Origin of the sequence: Geobacillus sp. BK01, from assembly GCF_052220245.1 — a bacterium.
GTDB lineage: Bacteria > Bacillota > Bacilli > Bacillales > Anoxybacillaceae > Geobacillus.
This window is the reverse complement of sequence record NZ_JBQPTH010000004.1, coordinates 205,396-222,445: the sequence shown is the minus strand read 5'-3', so window position 1 is coordinate 222,445 and position 17,050 is coordinate 205,396. Positions and strand designations below refer to the sequence as shown.

The following is a 17,050-nucleotide window of genomic DNA, read 5'->3' as shown; positions in this document are numbered from 1 at the left end:
CGGCCAGCGCGTTTCCGCAGGCGGACCGCCAACAGAGGCCAGAGGCCGTTCCCGCCTGTTTTCATAAAAAAATCCTCCGCCTGTGAAGCGGGGGATGGCTTGCTGCAGCCAAACAAGATGGGCATACGCCGACCTTCTTTGTCATTCCGACCCCTTTTCAGCCTCACAGGACTGAACTTAAAGGTTCCTGTTCACCTGTTTTCATTGTAAAGGGGGCGTGTTCGTTTGTCAATCGTTTTTTCGCAGCCAGTCAAGCAGTTCGGCAAACTCCGGCGGCAGCGGCGCGTCAAATTCCAAATACTCGCCGCTTCTTGGATGACGGAAGCCAAGCACCCCGGCGTGAAGCGCCTGACCGTCGATCGCGAGCGTTTTTTTCGGCCCGTATTGCGGGTCGCCGGCAAGCGGGTAGCCGATATATTTCATATGGACGCGAATTTGGTGCGTCCGTCCGGTTTCAAGTTGACACTCCACATATGTATAGTGGCGAAACCGCTCGAGCACGCGGAAATGGGTGACCGCTTCCTTCCCGTTTTCTTCGGTGACGGCCATTTTTTTTCGGTCGCGTTTGTCGCGGCCGATCGGCGCGTCGATCGTCCCGTAATCGTGGGGAATGACGCCGTGGACGATCGCCTTGTAGCGGCGCGTCACCGTTTTGTTCACCAGCTGCTCGACGAGCGAGCGGTGGGCGGCGTCGTTTTTCGCCACCATCAACAGCCCTGATGTATCTTTGTCAATCCGATGGACGATGCCCGGGCGAAGCACGCCGTTGATCCCGGACAAGTCGCGGCAATGGGCGAGAAGCGCGTTCACAAGGGTGCCGCGCATATGCCCGGGCGCCGGATGGACGACCATGCCGCGCGGTTTGTTGACGACAAGGACGTCTTCGTCTTCGTAATAAATGTCAAGCGGAATCGGCTCCGGCTCGACCTCGAGCGGCTCCGGCTCCGGCGGTGAAACGGCGACGGCGTCGCCCGCCTCGCATTTGTAGTTCGCCTTGACCGTCTCGCCATTGACGGTCACAAGCCCGCTTTTGATCCATTGCTGCACTTGCGAACGCGACCATCCCTCATTAAGCGCCGCGATCACTTTATCGATCCGTTCGCCGTCATATTCGTCTTCAATGTGAAACGTGATCGTGTCCATCTACTCATTCCCTTTCTCTGGTGTCGCGAAAAAAAACATATGAACAAACAGCAAGATGACGCCGACCGTCAGCGCCGAATCGGCGACATTGAACACCGGAAAGCTGTACGTGCCGATATACGTATGGATAAAGTCAACCACTTCTTTCCGGAACACACGGTCAATGAAGTTGCCGACCGCCCCGCCGAGCATCAGCCCAAGCCCCACGCCCGCCAAGCGCTCAGAAGGGTTCAAGCGGCGGATGTAAATTACGATCGCCGCCACGACGATGACTGTAACCAAATAAAAGAGCCAAAACTGCCCTTCTAGCATGCCCCAGGCCGCGCCGCGGTTGCGGTGCGACGTAATGTAGAGCACATTGTCAATGATCGGGATGCTTTCCCCAAGCCGCATATAGCGGACGACAAGCCATTTCGTCCATTGATCGAGGATGATGACCGCCGCCGCCAACAAATAGTACATCACCGTGCCGGTCCCCCCACGTTTCGAAGTCATTCTTTCAGCATTGTACCATACTTCGCCATGGCAAACAAATGAGCGGCAAGGCCGCCCTAAGGCAGCCTGCCGCTTTTCGTTACGCTGAATAATGTTCATGCACGATATGTGCGCAGCGCGGGCAGAGCGTCGGGTGGGACGGATCTTGTCCGACGTCCGGGGTCACCGTCCAGCACCGTTCGCACGTCTCGCCTTCCGCCGGGCGTACGATGACGGCCACATGGCTGAGCCGCTCGGCTTCGGCCGGTGCGGCGTCATACGGCTCATCGGCGATCGAAAACGCGGAAACGATAAGGAGTTGGCGCAAATCTTCACCGATTGACGCCAAAAGCTTGCGCGCCTCGTCTTTCGGGTAGACGATAATGCTCGCGGTCAGCGATTTGCCGATCACTTTTTCGTTGCGCGCGTTCTCGAGCGCTTTTAACATGTCATCGCGCACGTCCATAAACGCATCCCATTTCGCCACAAGCGCTTCTTCGCCGTCGATCGCGACCGGCTCCGGCATATCGGTGAGCTGGACGCTCTCGACGTTTTCTCTGCGATTCGGAATGTGCTCCCATACTTCATCGGCGGTATGCGGCAAAATCGGCGCGATCAGCTTCGCCAGCGCGACAACCGTCTCATACAGCACCGTCTGCACGGCGCGGCGGGTGCGGGAGTCAGCCGCTTCGATGTACAAAATGTCTTTCGCCATATCTAAGTAAAACGCGCTCAGCTCGACGGTGCAGAAATGGTTCACCTCATGGTAAACGGCGGCGAAATCGTAGCTGTCATAGGCCTTTTTCACTTTGGCGATCAGCTTATTCAATTTCGCCAACATGTAGCGGTCGACTTCGCCAAGTTCCCCAACCGGCACGGCGTTTTGGTTTGGGTCGAAATCAAACAAATTGCCGAGCATGAACCGGAACGTGTTGCGGATTTTCCGGTACACTTCCGATACTTGTTTCAAAATTTGATCGGAAATGCGCACGTCAGCTTGGTAGTCAACCGAAGCGACCCAAAGCCGCAAAATGTCGGCGCCAAGCTGCTCCATCACTTTCGCCGGCACGACAACGTTGCCGAGCGACTTGCTCATTTTCCGCCCTTCGCCGTCCAAGACAAAGCCGTGGCTCAACACGCCTTTGTACGGCGCCTTGCCGGTGACGGCGACCGCCGTGGAAAGCGATGAGTTGAACCAGCCCCGGTATTGGTCAGAGCCTTCCAAGTACAAATCAGCCGGGCGCACAAGGTCGTCACGCTCAACCAACACAGCTTGGTGCGACGAACCGGAGTCAAACCAAACGTCCATGATGTCTGTCTCTTTCGTAAAGAGGCCGTTCGGGCTTGACGGGTGGGTGAACCCTTCCGGAAGCAAGTCTTTCGCCTCGCGCTCAAACCAGACGTTCGACCCGTATTGGCGGAACAAGTTCGACACATGCTCGATCGTCTCATCGGTGATGATCGGCTCTCCGTTTTCGCCGTAAAAGACCGGAATCGGCACGCCCCAGGCGCGCTGGCGGGAAATGCACCAGTCGCCGCGGTCGCGCACCATGTTGTGGATGCGGATTTCCCCCCACTCCGGAATCCATGTCGTTTCTTTGATCGCTTGAAGCAGCTCGTTGCGGATTTTATCGATCGACGCAAACCATTGCGTCGTCGCCCGGAAAATCGTCGGCTGCTTCGTCCGCCAATCGTGCGGATACGAGTGGGTGATAAACCCGAGCTTCAGCAAGGCGCCAGCTTCTTCAAGCTTTTGTGTAATCGCCTTGTTGGCGTCTTCGTAAAACATCCCGGCAAATCCCGGCGCTTCTTCGGTCATATAGCCGCGCTCGTCGACCGGGCAAAGAACCGGAAGCCCATATTTTTGCCCGACAAGGAAGTCGTCTTCCCCATGGCCCGGCGCCGTATGGACGCAGCCCGTACCGGCGTCGGTCGTGACGTGCTCGCCGCACACAACAAGCGAGTCGCGCTCATAAAACGGATGTCTCGCCACGACGTATTCAAGCTCGTTTCCTTTGATCGTTTTGACGGCCGACCATGCGTCCCAGCCGACTTCCTTCGCCACCGATTCCGCCAAGGCGGCAGCGACGACATACCGTTTTCCGCCGGCCTCGACAACGTGGTAATCCAAATCCGGATGAACGGCGATCGCCAAGTTGGCCGGAATCGTCCATGGCGTCGTCGTCCAAATGACAATCCGCACGTCGCCTTCAAGCACGCCTTTGCCGTCTTTCACCGGAAAGGCGACATAAATGGACGGCGAACGCTTGTCTTTGTATTCGATTTCCGCTTCAGCAAGCGCCGATTCGCTCGACGGCGACCAATAGACCGGCTTCATCCCTTTATAGATGAGCCCTTTTTTCGCCATTTCGCCAAACACTTTAATTTGCTGGGCTTCATACTCCGGTTTGAGGGTGATATACGGGTTGTCCCAGTCGCCGCGCACGCCGAGCCGCTTGAACTGCCGGCGTTGGTTGTCAATTTGCTCGTACGCGTATTGCTCGCACAACTTGCGGAACTCGGCGACGCTCATCGATTTGCGATCGACGCCTTGTTTCGTGAGCGCCGTTTCGATCGGCAAGCCGTGCGTGTCCCAGCCCGGCACGTACGGGGCGCAATAGCCGCTCATCGATCTATAGCGGACGATGATATCTTTTAAAATTTTGTTTAACGCATGCCCCATATGAATATCCCCGTTGGCGTACGGCGGGCCGTCATGCAGGACAAACAACGGACGCCCTTTCGTCCGCTCCTGCACTTTCCGGTAAATGTCCATCTCTTCCCATTTTTTTTGCATCTCCGGTTCCCGCTTCGGCAAGTTGCCGCGCATCGGGAAATCGGTTTGCGGCATGAGCAGTGTCTCTTTGTAGTCCATCTTCGCTCCTCCTCGATCATCTCAAATAAAAAACCGTTCTCTCCCGGCAAGGGACGAGAACGGTCTCGCGGTACCACCCTTTTTGGCCATGCCCAAAACGCACAGCCCACTTTTCATTCGTAACGGGAATGACGCGCCATGGCCTACTCGTCGCTTCGGCATGGAACTCCAGGGTGATGTTCACTCTTGCGCCGATGCCGGGCTTCCACCGTCCCCGGCTCGCTGCGATCGGCCGTTCAAGAGCTACTGTCCCTTTCATCGTCGCTCGCTTGTTTTCGAATCGTTTCAGCAAAAAGCCAACCGGCACAAGGCGGTTAGCAGCACGATTTTTTGCCATTTATTATAAATGAAGCCTTCCGCCTTCGTCAAGGCTGGGACAGCGGCTCTTTCGCCTCTTCTTCGAGATCGGGCGTCTCGTATTCCATCAAATCGTCCCAGTCGCGGCTGTTGATCATATCGAGCTGCGCCTCGACGAGCATGCGGAAGCGGGCGCGGAACACTTTCGACTGCCGTTTCAATTCCTCGATTTCCAGGGCGATCTTCCGCGATTTGGCCAACGCATCACCGATGATGCGCTCCGCGTTTTTCTCCGCTTCTTTAATGATCAGCTTCGCCTCTTTTTGCGCGTTGCGCTTCACTTCTTCCGCCGTTTCTTGGGCGACAAGAATCGATTTGTTCAACGTTTCCTCAATGTTGGCAAAGTAGTTCAGCTTTTCCGTCAGCTCCGCGACTTTTTCTTCGAGCTGCCGTTTTTCACGGATGAGCATTTCGTAGTCTTTAATGACTTGATCGAGAAACTCGTTCACTTCATCTTCATCATACCCGCGAAATCCGCGGCTGAATTCTTTGTTGTGAATATCCAATGGCGTTAACGGCACAATGGCCACCTCCGTCTCCATCGTTCCTTTTCTTCCTTCATTCGACACGATTTCCCCATTTCCTGCTGCGATTCGATTATTTTTGACGGCCCAACCGGATGCGCCAGCGTTCTTTTTTTGTCATCCCCTCGACGGAAAACAGCTTGCAGCGGCCAAACCCACGCGCGGAGAGAACGTCGCCCGGCCCGCATAGAAAATCGGGCTTGTCCACCACCTTCCAGTTCACTTTGACGAGCCCGCTTTCGATGAGCGCCTTCGCTCTCTCGCGCGCGAGGCGGAACGCTTGGGCGAGCACGGCATCGAGCCGCAGCGAAGAGACGGTCGCTGTCTCCTCTTGCCACGCGTCTTCGAGCGGAATGGCGGCGGAAAGCGGCAGCTGCTCCAGCGACACCGGCGCCTTGCCGATCGCCCCCAGATGAAGGCGGACGTAGTCGGCCACTTCCGCTGCGGTGAAAAACTGAATTTCCCCGCCCATGACGAGAATGTCACCGAACTTTCCGCGCCGCAAGCCGAGCGACATGAGCGCCCCTAATACATCGCGGTGTTCAAGGGAAACGAATTTGCCCGGGTAGCGGACGGCGAACAAGGCGATGTCATACTCGCCCTCATCCGCTTCGAAATACGGCGGATACAAAAGCGCCCGCTTCCGCTCGACAAACGGAGCGCCGCCAAAAAAAGACACGCGCACATCTCCATCGCTGCCGACGACGCTTTGGACGATTTGCTGTTCGCGCGGATCAAGAAAATCGGTCAGCTTCGGAGCGTACTGACGGCCCACCGTTTCCTTCCACTCGAGCACTTGATCAATGAATTGGTGTTCCTCTTTGCGAAAATGCTGGTACAATTCCATTCCCGTTCACCCCGTATTTATAAAGAAAGGAACCCGCAATGGGTTCCTCCCGATGAGTGCCGCCCATTGATCTTTATTGTCGGATCGCAGCGGACGCCGCCAGCGCACAAAACGGGGGCTAAAACTGCGCTTCAAGGATATCAAACAACGCATACAGCCCTCTTGTCGCAAATTCAAGGACAATAAAGGCGATGATCGGAGAGATGTCAATGATGCCAAGCGGCGGAATGACGCGCCGAAACGGTTCCAAATACGGCTCGCAAATGGCGGCAAGCATTTGTCCGAACCGCGTTTCGCGCGCATTCGGAAACCAAGACATCAAAATGTAAATGATCAAAGCGTACGAGTATACTTGAATCAAGGTCGTTAAAAACGTAAGCACATAATCCAACGGCTACCACCTCTTTATCGGTCTGTCATCCTCGCCGTCAAGCGAAATCGCGCCGCTGACGTCGACGTTGTCCGGGGTGCACAAAAAAATTTTCGTGCCAACTTGCTGAATGTCGCCGCCAATGGCGTACACCGTGCCGCTTAAAAAGTCGACGATCCGCTTCGCCTGCTCATGTTGGATACGCTGCAAATTGACGATGACCGCCCGTCTGCTTTTTAAATGGTCGGCAATCTCTTGCGCCTCAGCGTACACCCGCGGCTCGGCGAGCACGACTTTCGCCGATTTTTGCACGCTTTGCAAACTGACGACATTCGTCTTGCTTGCCGGCTTCAACGGCGGCGCTTCCTCTTCCGACTGCGGCGCTTCATATTCTTCTTCATAGTCTTCGTAGTCTTCTTCTAAAAAATAATCGCGAAATTTTTTCATCAATCCCACCGGTCTCACCTCCTACAATGATCCGACAAGCGCGCTGCCGATGCGTACAAACGTCGCCCCCTCCTCGATGGCGATCTCGTAATCGTTTGACATGCCCATCGACAGCTCGGTACATGGCGCATGGGCCAACCTTAGCGCCTGAACGCGTTCTTTCAGCGCCCGCAATTGACGGAAGCAGGTCCGCAATACGGCTTCATCCTCTATATGCGGCGCCATTGTCATCAATCCGACGACCTCAATGTGCGAAAACGAGCGGAGCTGTTCGATGAACGGGACGGTCTCGTCAGGGGAGAGGCCGTGTTTGGTCGCTTCCCCAGATACATTCACTTGCACAAAACATTTGACCGGCCGCACCGCCCGCTTTTCAATTTCCTTCGCCAGTGACAGGCGATCAAGCGAATGGATGTAATCGACTTTATCGATAATCTCCTTTACTTTACGCGACTGGAGCGTCCCGATAAAATGCCACACCGCCCGATCCCCGATCCGTTCGTACTTTTCAAGCAGTTGGCCAGCGCGGTTTTCGCCAAGATCGGCAATGCCGGCGTCAAGCACATGAAGCGCCCTTTCAGCATCAATATATTTCGTAACAGCAACGATGCGTACGTCGGCCGGATTGCGGCCGGCGCGGGCGCAAGCCGCCTCGATGCGCTGACGGACAGCGGCCAAATTGTCGCGTACGGTCATGCTGTTTCCTCCCTTCGGCCGATAAACGTCAACATTCGCCCTGTCGTCCCACGGTCGCGACGGTGGGAAAAAAACAACGTTTCCTCACAGCTTGTACAGCGTTCTGACACGTAAATATGGCGGTCCGGAACGCCGGCGGCTGCAAGTTGCAGCCGGTTGGCCTCCTTTAAATCAAGCGCATACTGCCCTTCGCTTGTTTCGCGCCATGGCAACGGGCTGCCGGCAGGAAGGGTCGGACGCAAACCGTCAATCACCCGGTCATCGACCGTGTAACAGCACGGGCCAATGGCCGGTCCAATCGCCACATAGATATCAGACGGAGCAATTTGTTCGCGTTCCTGCCAAAGCCGCACCATGTTTCGGGCGATGCCGCCCGCCGTCCCCCGCCAACCGGCATGGGCAAGACCGACCAATCCCGCCGATGGCGCCATAAAATAGACAGGCACACAATCGGCAAAACAAAGGGCGAGCAATATCCCCGTCTCGTCCGTATACAACCCGTCAGCCCCCCGGATCGCTGCAGCCAAATCATGCGCCCCGCTTCCCCGGTCGCCTTTCGTGACTTTCTGAATCACGGCGCCGTGCACTTGTTCACAGCACACCCAATGATCAAGGGGAAAAGAGAGCCACTCGGCGAGGCGGCGACGGTTGTTGACGACGGCCGTGCGGTCGTCGCCAACATGCAGCCCCATGTTCAGCGAGGCGAACGGTCCTTTGCTTTCCCCGCCTTGTTTCGTTGTCAATCCGGCGACCGCTCCGGCAAACGGGGGCGCCCCACAGCCGAGCCATCCACAGGCCGTTTGTTGAAAAATATCCGGCATTCACGTCAACCTCACGCTTTTTGTAGATTTTTATCACTTTTTTTCCTATTTTATCATAGTTTGTTTGTTCATGATAACCTTTATTTGCGATTTTGTCGAAACATTAGCGGCATAGCACCACCCTTGGCTTCAGTCCGTATCGTAAAGGCGGACTAAAATGACATCCGCTCCGATTTTGACAATGTTTTGCCACGGAATGACGACCGCTTCTTCACGCCCGAACAGTCCGAGCACCTTTCCGGAGCCTAAAATAATGAGCGACCGAATTTTGCCTGTATCAAGGTCAATGTCAATATCCCCGATATTGCCGAGCTTTTTCCCATTGGCCACATTGACGACATCTTTCGTCTGAAACTCGGAAATTCTCATCACGGTTCATTCCCCCGCCTTTCCTCTCCTCTTTTTCATCTATATGACGCCGCCAAATCGGTTATGTAACAAAGAAAAAAGGCTGCCCCGGCAGCCGCTTACACTTGAATGTTTTTATTCATTTGCCGAATTGCGGCTTTTTCGAGCCGCGATACTTGCGCTTGGGAAATACCGATTTCCTCGGCAACCTCCATTTGTGTTTTCCCTTGGAAAAATCGTTTGCGGATGATCATTTTTTCCCGCTCATTCAGCCGCCGCAACCCTTCTTTTAAGGCGATTTCTTCAATCCATTGGCTGTCGCGGTTGCGCTCGTCGCTCAGTTGATCCATCACATAAATCGGATCGCCGCCGTCATTGTAAATCGGCTCAAATAAGGAAACTGGATCTTGAATGGCATCAAGGGCAAACACAACTTCCTCGTGGGCGACGCCGAGTTCCCGCGCAATCTCCTCTGTCGACGGCTCTTTCGCCGTCTCGCTCATGAGCCGTTCCCGCACTTGCAGCGCTTTGTAAGCGATGTCGCGCAGCGAGCGCGAGACGCGAATCGGATTGTTGTCGCGCAAATAGCGGCGGATTTCTCCGATGATCATCGGCACCGCGTAGGTGGAAAACTTGACATTTTGATTCAAATCAAAATTATCAATCGATTTCATAAGTCCGATGCAACCGACTTGAAACAAATCATCAACAAACTCGCCGCGGTTGTTAAAGCGTTGGATGACGCTCAACACGAGGCGCAAGTTGCCGTTTACTAATTTTTCCCTCGCCTCCAAATCCCCTTCCTGCATCCGCTGAAACAATTCACGCATTTCTTCGTTTTTGAGGACGGGAAGTTTCGAAGTGTCCACGCCGCAAATCTCGACTTTGTTCCTCGTCAAGTTGTTCCCTCCCATCAGGAGATGCTAAGTCGTCAGTTTTCAGTATCTCCTTGGGAGGGAAAAATATGCACAGCCTGTCCGGACCGAAAAAAGCGGCGGAGCATCCGTCCCCGCCGCCGACTACATCATTTTATTGAATTCTTTACGCAACCGTTTAATGATCCGCTTTTCGAGCCGCGATATGTACGATTGCGAAATGCCGAGCAAATCGGCGACATCTTTTTGCGTTTTTTCTTCGCCGCCGGAAAGGCCAAAACGCAGTTCCATAATTTGCTTTTCGCGGTCGCTCAGCTGGCGCAAGGCATTCAGCAACAGACGCCGGTCGACGTCCGCTTCCAAGTCTTTCGTAATCACGTCGTCATCCGTGCCCAACACATCGGACAGCAGCAACTCATTGCCATCCCAATCGATATTGAGCGGTTCATCAAACGACACTTCCGCCCGCACTTTATTATTGCGGCGCAAATACATCAAAATTTCGTTTTCAATACAGCGTGAGGCGTATGTCGCCAGCTTGATTTTTTTCTCCGGATTGAACGTGTTGACCGCTTTAATGAGACCAATCGTCCCGATGCTGATCAAATCTTCGATATGAATGCCGGTGTTTTCAAACTTGCGCGCGATGTAGACGACAAGGCGCAAGTTGCGCTCAATAAGAAGCGACCGTGCCGTTTCATCGCCGGCGGCCAACCGTTCGATCAGCCGTTCCTCTTCCTCCTTCGTAAGCGGCGGCGGGAGTGCCTCGCTGCCGCCGATATAATAAATCTCATCCGTCTTCAAACCGAGCTTGGCTAAGAGCTTATACAACCAATACATGAAACGAAGTTTCCACTTTTTCATCAAAATCCCCCTTCTAAACGGATAAAACGCGAGTATGATATAGTAACGAACTACGAAGCGGTCAGTTTTCTTCCTGCCTGCACCATTTTCGGATGGACGATGCAGTTATACTCCCCATCGGCTGATAGCGGGTCAGCGCTTAAGGCAACAAGCCCTTGTTTCACCTCAAGCCATTCGTTTTCATACAAAAGCATAATACGGTCCGGCTTGACCGCCGTCATCATTTGCGGGCCGCTCCCGACTGCGCGGTATGGAATGAGGCGGAGGCGATGGGCCCACTGCTCCGGTGGATCGTCAAACGTCATGGCCGCCATGTACATCATCAGCTCCTCCGGCAACACTTCTTTTGCTTTTTCCCGGTCAACAACCATCACCGGCGTTTTCGTTACCGGATCGAACAGCTGGTTGCCGCTGTCGATGAGCCCGCGCAACGCCAGCGGCCGGCCATCCCAAACAACAACGACGTCGATAATATGTTCAAAGCGCAGTTTTTTCTCCCGAATATTTTCGACACGGTGGCGGGAAAACAGCCATAAAACCGGAAAACCAGCCACGACAAACAGCCAGCTGACCGGGTCGCCCGCCCCGGGAGGCATCATCAACAGTCCTTGCTGAATAGACAGCTGTGATGCGAACAAATAATGGACCGCCAGCATGCCGCCGCCGACCGCGAACGTCGCAAAGTAAAACGCCAGCATGTTCTCGATGATATAGCGCGGCCGCTTAAAGCCAAAAGCAGCGAGCACGATCAAGACCGACACAGCCACTTTCACAAGCGGATGCTGGGCGATGGCAGAAAACGGGGTGAACAACAACACGACAGACAGCGAGCCGATCAACGCCCCAGCCAACAGGCGCCACCAGATGACTGGGCGCTTGAGCATGAGCGCTGCCAGCCAAAGAAGCAACGCGTCAAAACAGACGTTCAGCAGCCAAATCACATCGACGTAAACGACCAAACGGCAAGCCCCTCCCCCGCCCACATTGGCTTTGTCTGAAACAAGTATATAGCACATCATGAGGGAAAGTCTGTCAATCGGTGATGGTGAAAAAAAGGATGTTTTGTCAAAGCGAGGGGAAATGCGGCGGATCCAACAAGCCGCCCGCAAATAAGTGAGACGAAAAGCTTGATTTCAATAAAAAACAGGCATGAACAAGTCCGGTTGTTCATGCCTGTTTTCAGCTTAACGGCGGCGGTTGCGGTTGCGCAAGAAGGCTGGAATGTCAAGCGGATCTTCTGCTTGCCCCGAACGGAGCGCCGCATAGTCTTGCGCCGGCTCTTCGCGCTTTTCCCGTTTCGGCGCCGGCGTCACTTTTGGCACGGTGCTGATGCCGACGCGCGATGGCCGCGGTTGCGAAGCAACGTTTTCGTTAAACCCGGTCGCGATGACCGTGACGACAATTTCGTCTTTTAAATTTTCGTTGATGACCGAGCCGAAAATCATGTTCACTTCCTGATCGGCTGCCGAAGCGACAATGTCTGCCGCTTCCTGTACTTCGTACAAGCTTAAGTTCATCCCGCCGGTGATATTCATGAGCACACCTTGCGCCCCGTCAATGGACGTTTCCAACAGCGGGCTGGAAATCGCCTTTTTCGCTGCCTCTGCAGCCCGGTTTTCGCCGCTCGCCACCCCGATGCCCATCAATGCCGAACCTTTGTTTGACATGATCGTTTTCACGTCAGCAAAATCGAGATTGATGAGCCCCGGCACGGCGATTAAGTCGGAAATGCCTTGCACCCCTTGGCGCAGCACGTTGTCCGCCTCGCGGAACGCCTCAAGCATCGGCGTATTTTTATCGACGATTTCAAGCAACCGGTCGTTCGGAATGACGATGAGCGTATCGACCGCTTCTTTCATGGCGGCGATGCCGCTTGCGGCTTGCGTCGCCCGTTTCCGGCCTTCAAATGTGAACGGACGCGTGACAACGCCGACCGTCAGCGCTCCTAATTCACGCGCGATTTGGGCGATGACCGGCGCCGCTCCCGTGCCGGTGCCGCCGCCCATCCCGGCGGTGACAAACACCATGTCCGCACCGCGGAGCGCTTCTTCAATTTGCTCTTTACTTTCTTCCGCCGCTTTTTTTCCGACCTCCGGGTTGGCGCCTGCACCTAAGCCGCGCGTCAGCTTCGCTCCAATTTGCAATTTCGTCGGCGCCTTCGACAAGTTGAGCGCCTGTGCATCCGTATTGACCGCAATAAACTCCACGCCTTGCACTCCGTGTTCAATCATCCGATTGACGGCGTTGTTGCCGCCGCCTCCGACCCCAATCACCTTGATCGTTGCCAACTGATCGACTGTCGTATCAAACTCCAACATGGTCAAATCCTCCTAAATTTCAATCTCTATTCAAAGAAAGACCCGAAAAATTTCTTGACCTTCTTCCCAAAATGGTCTTCTTTCTTTTTTGGTTTCGGCTGCTGTTTTTGTGCAGGACGCTCGACTGGCTCCGCCGCAACGGCAACCGGGGCCGTTTTTCCTTGCATCTGCGCCTGCCGGTAAGCGAATTTGAGCAAGCCAACGCCGATCGTATACTGCGGGTCTCGCACACCGATATAATCCGGCATGGCGACGCGGACGCTCGTCCCTAAAACGACGTGGGCCAGCTCCAACACCCCTGGCATATTCGCCACACCGCCTGTCAGCACATAGCCGCCGGGAAGGTCGCGAAATCCGAGCCGGCGCACTTCATGCTGAACCATTTGCAAAATTTCCTCCAGCCTCGCTTCGATAATATCGGCGACCTCAAGCTGGCTGAACTGCTGGTGTTGATCGGTGCCCATGATCGGCACAGTGAATACTTCTTCCTCCGAAGCGTAGTCGTAAAATGCATGTCCATGCTTCAGTTTAATTTTTTCGGCGTCGTCTGTTGTCGTGCGCAACCCGATGGCCAAATCTTTTGTAATATGCTCCCCTCCGACTGCCAGAGAGGACACAGCCTGCAGTCCGCCTTGCTCAAAGACGGCGACCGTTGTCGAGCCGCCTCCGAGATCGACAAGTGCGACGCCTAAATGCCGTTCATCATCGGATAACGCGAGTGAACCGGCCGCCAACGGCTGAAGGCAAATATCGCTGATTTCCAAGCCGGCGCGTTCCACGCAGCGAAGGAGATTATGTAAAATCGTCTTCGCTCCGGTCACCATTGTCCCTTCCATTTCCAGACGGACGCCGAGCATGCCGCGGGGGTCGTGGATGCCGTCTAATCCGTCAACGATAAACTGGCGCGGAACGATCCCGATAATTTCCCGATCCGGGGGGATGGAAACCACTTGCGCGGCATCGATGACGCGAGCGACGTCCTCGTCGCCAATTTCGCGGTTGTCGCTGGCAACGGCGACAATGCCATGACAGTCATGAAGTTGAATATGGCTGCCCGCCACCCCAACGACCACGCGGCGGATCGACAGGCCGACCATCCGTTCTGCTTGTTCGACCGCCCGCTTGATCGAGTGCACCGTTTTATCTATATCAACAATCGCCCCTTTTTTGAGCCCTTCCGCTTTTACATTGCCTACCCCGATAATGTTGATCGAGCTGCCTAACATTTCCCCGATGATGACTTTGACGCTCGATGTCCCGACATCCAGGCTAACGACGATTTCATTGCTGCTCATCTTTTGGCATCTGCCTACTAAAAACGCGCCGGTGTCGGCCGACGTTTCAGTAAGCAGCGACACCTCCTTTTTCGGCTGAAGTTTCTCGATCCATCTCTTTGTCTATTTGTCTATGTCTAGTTTATGAATTCCGCAAAAGCACTACATTTGTTTTACTCCATATAATTCAACATGCCAAAAGACTTTCCCTGTCTTTTGCTTAACTTTTTTCGCGATTTTGCCGCCGCTCCGCCCATTCAGTAAGCCAGAGGCGGCGGATGATGGCGATGTTTTGAAAAAGGCGGACACCGAACGCAAACACGGCCGCTAAATACAAGTCTACACCAAGATGTACCCCAAGAAAAGTTAAAGTTGCGGCAAGGATCATGTTGAAAAAAAACCCGGTTATAAATACAGTTTCGTCGTATGTCCGCTGTAAATGGGCGCGCCATCCCCCTATTAATGTATCAAAGGCGGCCAAGATGGCAATCGATAAATAACTGGAATATTCATCGGGGACTTCCCAACCGGCAAGACTGCCGATAGCAAACCCGAGCAATAACCCGAGAAGCGGGAGCCACATGCTACTTCTCCTCCTTGCCGACGCTCGCCGTCTCCATATAGTTCACATCCGGCCGTTCGGTTGATGGTGGAATGACGATTGACGGTTTCGGCTTGGAAATCGAAAGCTCTAGGTTTTCGACGATAAAATCGTCGCGAATCGGGGAAACCGCTAACCCGCTGTACAGCTTGTCCGCATCGGACGCAATCGCCTTCACCTCAACCGGCAGCCCGATTGGACGACGCCCGACTTTCGTCATGCCGTTGATATCGCGAATCGCGGTCCGGTTCGTCAGCCGTTCGCCGCCGATAGCGATTTCCTTTGCCCCATATTTGTTCAACTCGTTCACTAACCGTTGCAGCAGCTCCGGGGACACGGTCGCAGTGACTGGCCCGACGTAGCCGGCTGCCGAGAACGGTGCAATGGTCAGCACGATGCCGCTCCCTTTCACCTCGGTCAGTCCGGCTTCTTCCCTTAGTTCAGCGACGGTCGCCTTGAGCGCCGCCCCGCCGTCTGCCGTCTCCCGCTGCCGATAATAGTGCAATTTCTCCTCGTAATCTTCGAGCTCCTCAAGAAGCTGCTGTTCGAGCTGCTGCTCTTTCGTCAAATCGGCACGCAGTTCCCAAATGTCGCGCGTGTCACGCTCCTCTGAAGGCAGCGTTGTCCGCAGTCCAACTGCAAGCATCACACCAAACACGGCAGCCACGCCGGCAAAAGATAACCGTCTTTTCCATTCCAATACACTTCACCGCTCCTTCCCGTCCTCTTTTTATGGCTTGGGTGCAAATACTGGATCGAGGACGATGGCCTCTTGTTTTTCCACTTTCACATCGACGTGGTCTTCGACAAGTTCGTCGACGACGCCGCCGGGTAGCCCGAGCGCGGACGAGAGCACATCCGGGTCGCCGATCGCCGAAATGACAAACGGAGCGGCATGCTGCGTCCCGTCCACTTCGATGACTGGGCCGTTGCAGACAATGTAAGAGCGATGGGAAATGCGCTGCCCATTAATGGCGACCGCTTCGGCGCCGGAAATAAGCAGCTCATGAACAACTTTCCATACGTGCTGTTCGTGAACGATGTAATCGGTAGCACTCGCTTCAGAGGGGATGTAAGAGGAATCGGAAAGTGTGACTGCTACGCCTTTCCCTTTAACCCTCGCCTTTCCGACATGCATGCGCAGTTGTTCCGCTTCTTTCGCCAATCCGGCTTCGTTCGACTGTTTCTCGGCCAGTTTTTTTTCCCATGCGGCTAATTCATCTTGCTTTTTGACAAGCTGCTGCTTTAACGACCGGTTTTCTTTTTGCAAAGCAATAAGCGCCGAGCGGTACTCGTATTCCTTTTTCCACTCGCTATCGCTCCATTGACGGCGGGGCGCCTCCTCCTTCGCATGCTGGTACGAAAACCCGAGCATGGTGCCGAAGACAAAACAAATAAAAGTAAGGAGGACGCGGCTACGGGCTTGTCGTCTCATCGTCATCCTCCTTTTTCGCCGGTTCGTACGGAACAAAATAGCTGCCCACTTCTAAATGAATGACTCCTTTGACATCCCGGTCGAGCTCGGCGATAATTGCCGGATAATGCGACAGCTTGTCCGCAAAGTTATGAATGGTCGCACTTACCTCATAGCCGTCATTCATATAGACGACGACGCGGTCTTCGTACTCACTGTTTGGCTTGTAGTGGATTTCCGACATGGCGCCGAGCACCGCCGCCGGCAGCTCGGCGAGCTGTCCGGTCATTTCCGCAATAGCATCGCCGTTTTTCCAGCCGACTAATACCGGCGCATCGTTCGGAGCTGTTTTTGTCGCTTCTTGCTTTAACAGCCGCCCGTTTTCGAGCAGCGGGAAAAACGTTTGCCGGTTATATACGTAGGCGATCCGCCGCCATTCACGAACGTGGATGACGATCGCGTTCGGCAGCCGCTTTTCCACTGTGGCCTCCCTAATTTCCGGGTGACGGGCGATTTTCGTCTCCACGCTTTGTTCGTCCACTTTCCAAAAGCTTGTCCGTTTCGTAATGCCGCTCAAGCTGATGATGCGCTCTGCCGGCAAATGACGGTTGCCGCTCACTTCGATATGCTTGACGGCGCTCAGCGGCGATTGGAAATAAAGAACGAACAAGATACACAGAAAAAAGAAGGACAAATACAAAATCAGCCGGCGGTTCGCTTTTTGGCGGCGCCGTTCCTTCAATTTCGGCACGCGGTCCTCAAGAACAACGACCTTTCCTTTTTCCATCGCATTCACCGCTTT

The 17,050-nt window shown here is 54.5% G+C and carries 19 protein-coding genes and 1 other annotated feature; all 19 genes read right to left on the bottom strand.

All coding sequences use genetic code 11. The annotated features are described in order from the left end of the window. Positions 1 to 228: 228 nt before the first annotated feature. The gene (locus ACTVDO_RS06955) at positions 229 to 1,143 is read right to left on the bottom strand and encodes an RluA family pseudouridine synthase (RefSeq protein WP_442901250.1); all 915 of its coding nucleotides are present in this window, start codon (positions 1,141 to 1,143) and stop codon (positions 229 to 231) included. Continuing rightward, positions 1,144 to 1,638: a signal peptidase II gene (lspA, locus tag ACTVDO_RS06950; RefSeq protein ID WP_442901249.1), complete on the bottom strand. Its 495-nt coding sequence runs from the start codon at positions 1,636 to 1,638 to the stop codon at positions 1,144 to 1,146. 79 nt (positions 1,639 to 1,717) lie between these two features. Next, positions 1,718 to 4,492 carry an isoleucine--tRNA ligase gene (gene ileS / locus ACTVDO_RS06945; RefSeq protein ID WP_020959264.1) on the bottom strand — a complete coding sequence of 925 codons (2,775 nt, stop codon included), beginning with the start codon at positions 4,490 to 4,492 and terminating at the stop codon, positions 1,718 to 1,720. A 46-nt stretch (positions 4,493 to 4,538) separates the two neighbouring features. Further along, positions 4,539 to 4,760 (bottom strand) — a binding site (T-box leader). A 97-nt stretch (positions 4,761 to 4,857) separates the two neighbouring features. Further along, the gene (locus tag ACTVDO_RS06940) at positions 4,858 to 5,370 is read right to left on the bottom strand and encodes a DivIVA domain-containing protein (protein ID WP_128754860.1); all 513 of its coding nucleotides are present in this window, start codon (positions 5,368 to 5,370) and stop codon (positions 4,858 to 4,860) included. 76 nt (positions 5,371 to 5,446) lie between these two features. Next, a complete protein-coding gene (locus tag ACTVDO_RS06935; protein WP_442901248.1) occupies positions 5,447 to 6,220 on the bottom strand; it encodes a YlmH family RNA-binding protein in 774 nt (257 codons plus the stop codon). A gap of 118 nt (positions 6,221 to 6,338) precedes the next feature. Next, positions 6,339 to 6,611: a YggT family protein gene (locus ACTVDO_RS06930; protein ID WP_033011295.1), complete on the bottom strand. Its 273-nt coding sequence runs from the start codon at positions 6,609 to 6,611 to the stop codon at positions 6,339 to 6,341. Positions 6,612 to 6,614: 3 nt separating this feature from the next. Continuing rightward, complete coding sequence (locus ACTVDO_RS06925) at positions 6,615 to 7,046, bottom strand: cell division protein SepF (protein ID WP_442901247.1); 432 nt, start codon at positions 7,044 to 7,046, stop codon at positions 6,615 to 6,617. Between the two features lie 12 nt (positions 7,047 to 7,058). After that, positions 7,059 to 7,733 carry a YggS family pyridoxal phosphate-dependent enzyme gene (locus tag ACTVDO_RS06920; protein ID WP_020959258.1) on the bottom strand — a complete coding sequence of 225 codons (675 nt, stop codon included), beginning with the start codon at positions 7,731 to 7,733 and terminating at the stop codon, positions 7,059 to 7,061. After that, positions 7,730 to 8,554, bottom strand: coding sequence for a peptidoglycan editing factor PgeF (gene pgeF / locus ACTVDO_RS06915; protein ID WP_442901246.1), 825 nt, complete (start codon positions 8,552 to 8,554; stop codon positions 7,730 to 7,732). Before pgeF ends, ACTVDO_RS06920 begins: the two co-directional genes overlap by 4 nt. 129 nt (positions 8,555 to 8,683) lie before the next feature. Then, positions 8,684 to 8,926 (bottom strand): YlmC/YmxH family sporulation protein, encoded by a 243-nt coding sequence (locus ACTVDO_RS06910; RefSeq protein ID WP_041267735.1) that lies wholly within the window; start codon positions 8,924 to 8,926, stop codon positions 8,684 to 8,686. 95 nt (positions 8,927 to 9,021) lie between these two features. After that, a complete protein-coding gene (gene sigG, locus ACTVDO_RS06905) occupies positions 9,022 to 9,801 on the bottom strand; it encodes an RNA polymerase sporulation sigma factor SigG (protein ID WP_023817550.1) in 780 nt (259 codons plus the stop codon). A 120-nt stretch (positions 9,802 to 9,921) separates the two neighbouring features. Beyond that, entirely contained in the window at positions 9,922 to 10,641 is a 720-nt protein-coding gene (gene sigE / locus ACTVDO_RS06900; protein WP_020959254.1) for an RNA polymerase sporulation sigma factor SigE, read from the bottom strand. A 50-nt stretch (positions 10,642 to 10,691) separates the two neighbouring features. Beyond that, entirely contained in the window at positions 10,692 to 11,600 is a 909-nt protein-coding gene (gene spoIIGA, locus ACTVDO_RS06895) for a sigma-E processing peptidase SpoIIGA (RefSeq protein ID WP_442901245.1), read from the bottom strand. Positions 11,601 to 11,825: 225 nt separating this feature from the next. Then, positions 11,826 to 12,959, bottom strand: a complete 1,134-nt coding sequence (gene ftsZ, locus ACTVDO_RS06890) for a cell division protein FtsZ (protein WP_063166368.1) — start codon at positions 12,957 to 12,959, stop codon at positions 11,826 to 11,828. A gap of 26 nt (positions 12,960 to 12,985) precedes the next feature. Further along, positions 12,986 to 14,254, bottom strand: a complete 1,269-nt coding sequence (gene ftsA, locus ACTVDO_RS06885; protein ID WP_041267871.1) for a cell division protein FtsA — start codon at positions 14,252 to 14,254, stop codon at positions 12,986 to 12,988. A gap of 199 nt (positions 14,255 to 14,453) precedes the next feature. Then, positions 14,454 to 14,816, bottom strand: a complete 363-nt coding sequence (locus tag ACTVDO_RS06880) for a small basic family protein (protein WP_020959250.1) — start codon at positions 14,814 to 14,816, stop codon at positions 14,454 to 14,456. 1 nt (position 14,817) lies between these two features. Next, a complete protein-coding gene (locus tag ACTVDO_RS06875; protein ID WP_442901244.1) occupies positions 14,818 to 15,534 on the bottom strand; it encodes a DUF881 domain-containing protein in 717 nt (238 codons plus the stop codon). A 30-nt stretch (positions 15,535 to 15,564) separates the two neighbouring features. Beyond that, positions 15,565 to 16,269: a DUF881 domain-containing protein gene (locus tag ACTVDO_RS06870; protein WP_020959248.1), complete on the bottom strand. Its 705-nt coding sequence runs from the start codon at positions 16,267 to 16,269 to the stop codon at positions 15,565 to 15,567. Beyond that, the gene (gene divIB / locus ACTVDO_RS06865) at positions 16,250 to 17,035 is read right to left on the bottom strand and encodes a cell division protein DivIB (RefSeq protein WP_041267870.1); all 786 of its coding nucleotides are present in this window, start codon (positions 17,033 to 17,035) and stop codon (positions 16,250 to 16,252) included. The genes ACTVDO_RS06870 and divIB overlap by 20 nt, the downstream gene beginning before the upstream one ends. Between the last annotated feature and the right edge of the window lie 15 nt (positions 17,036 to 17,050).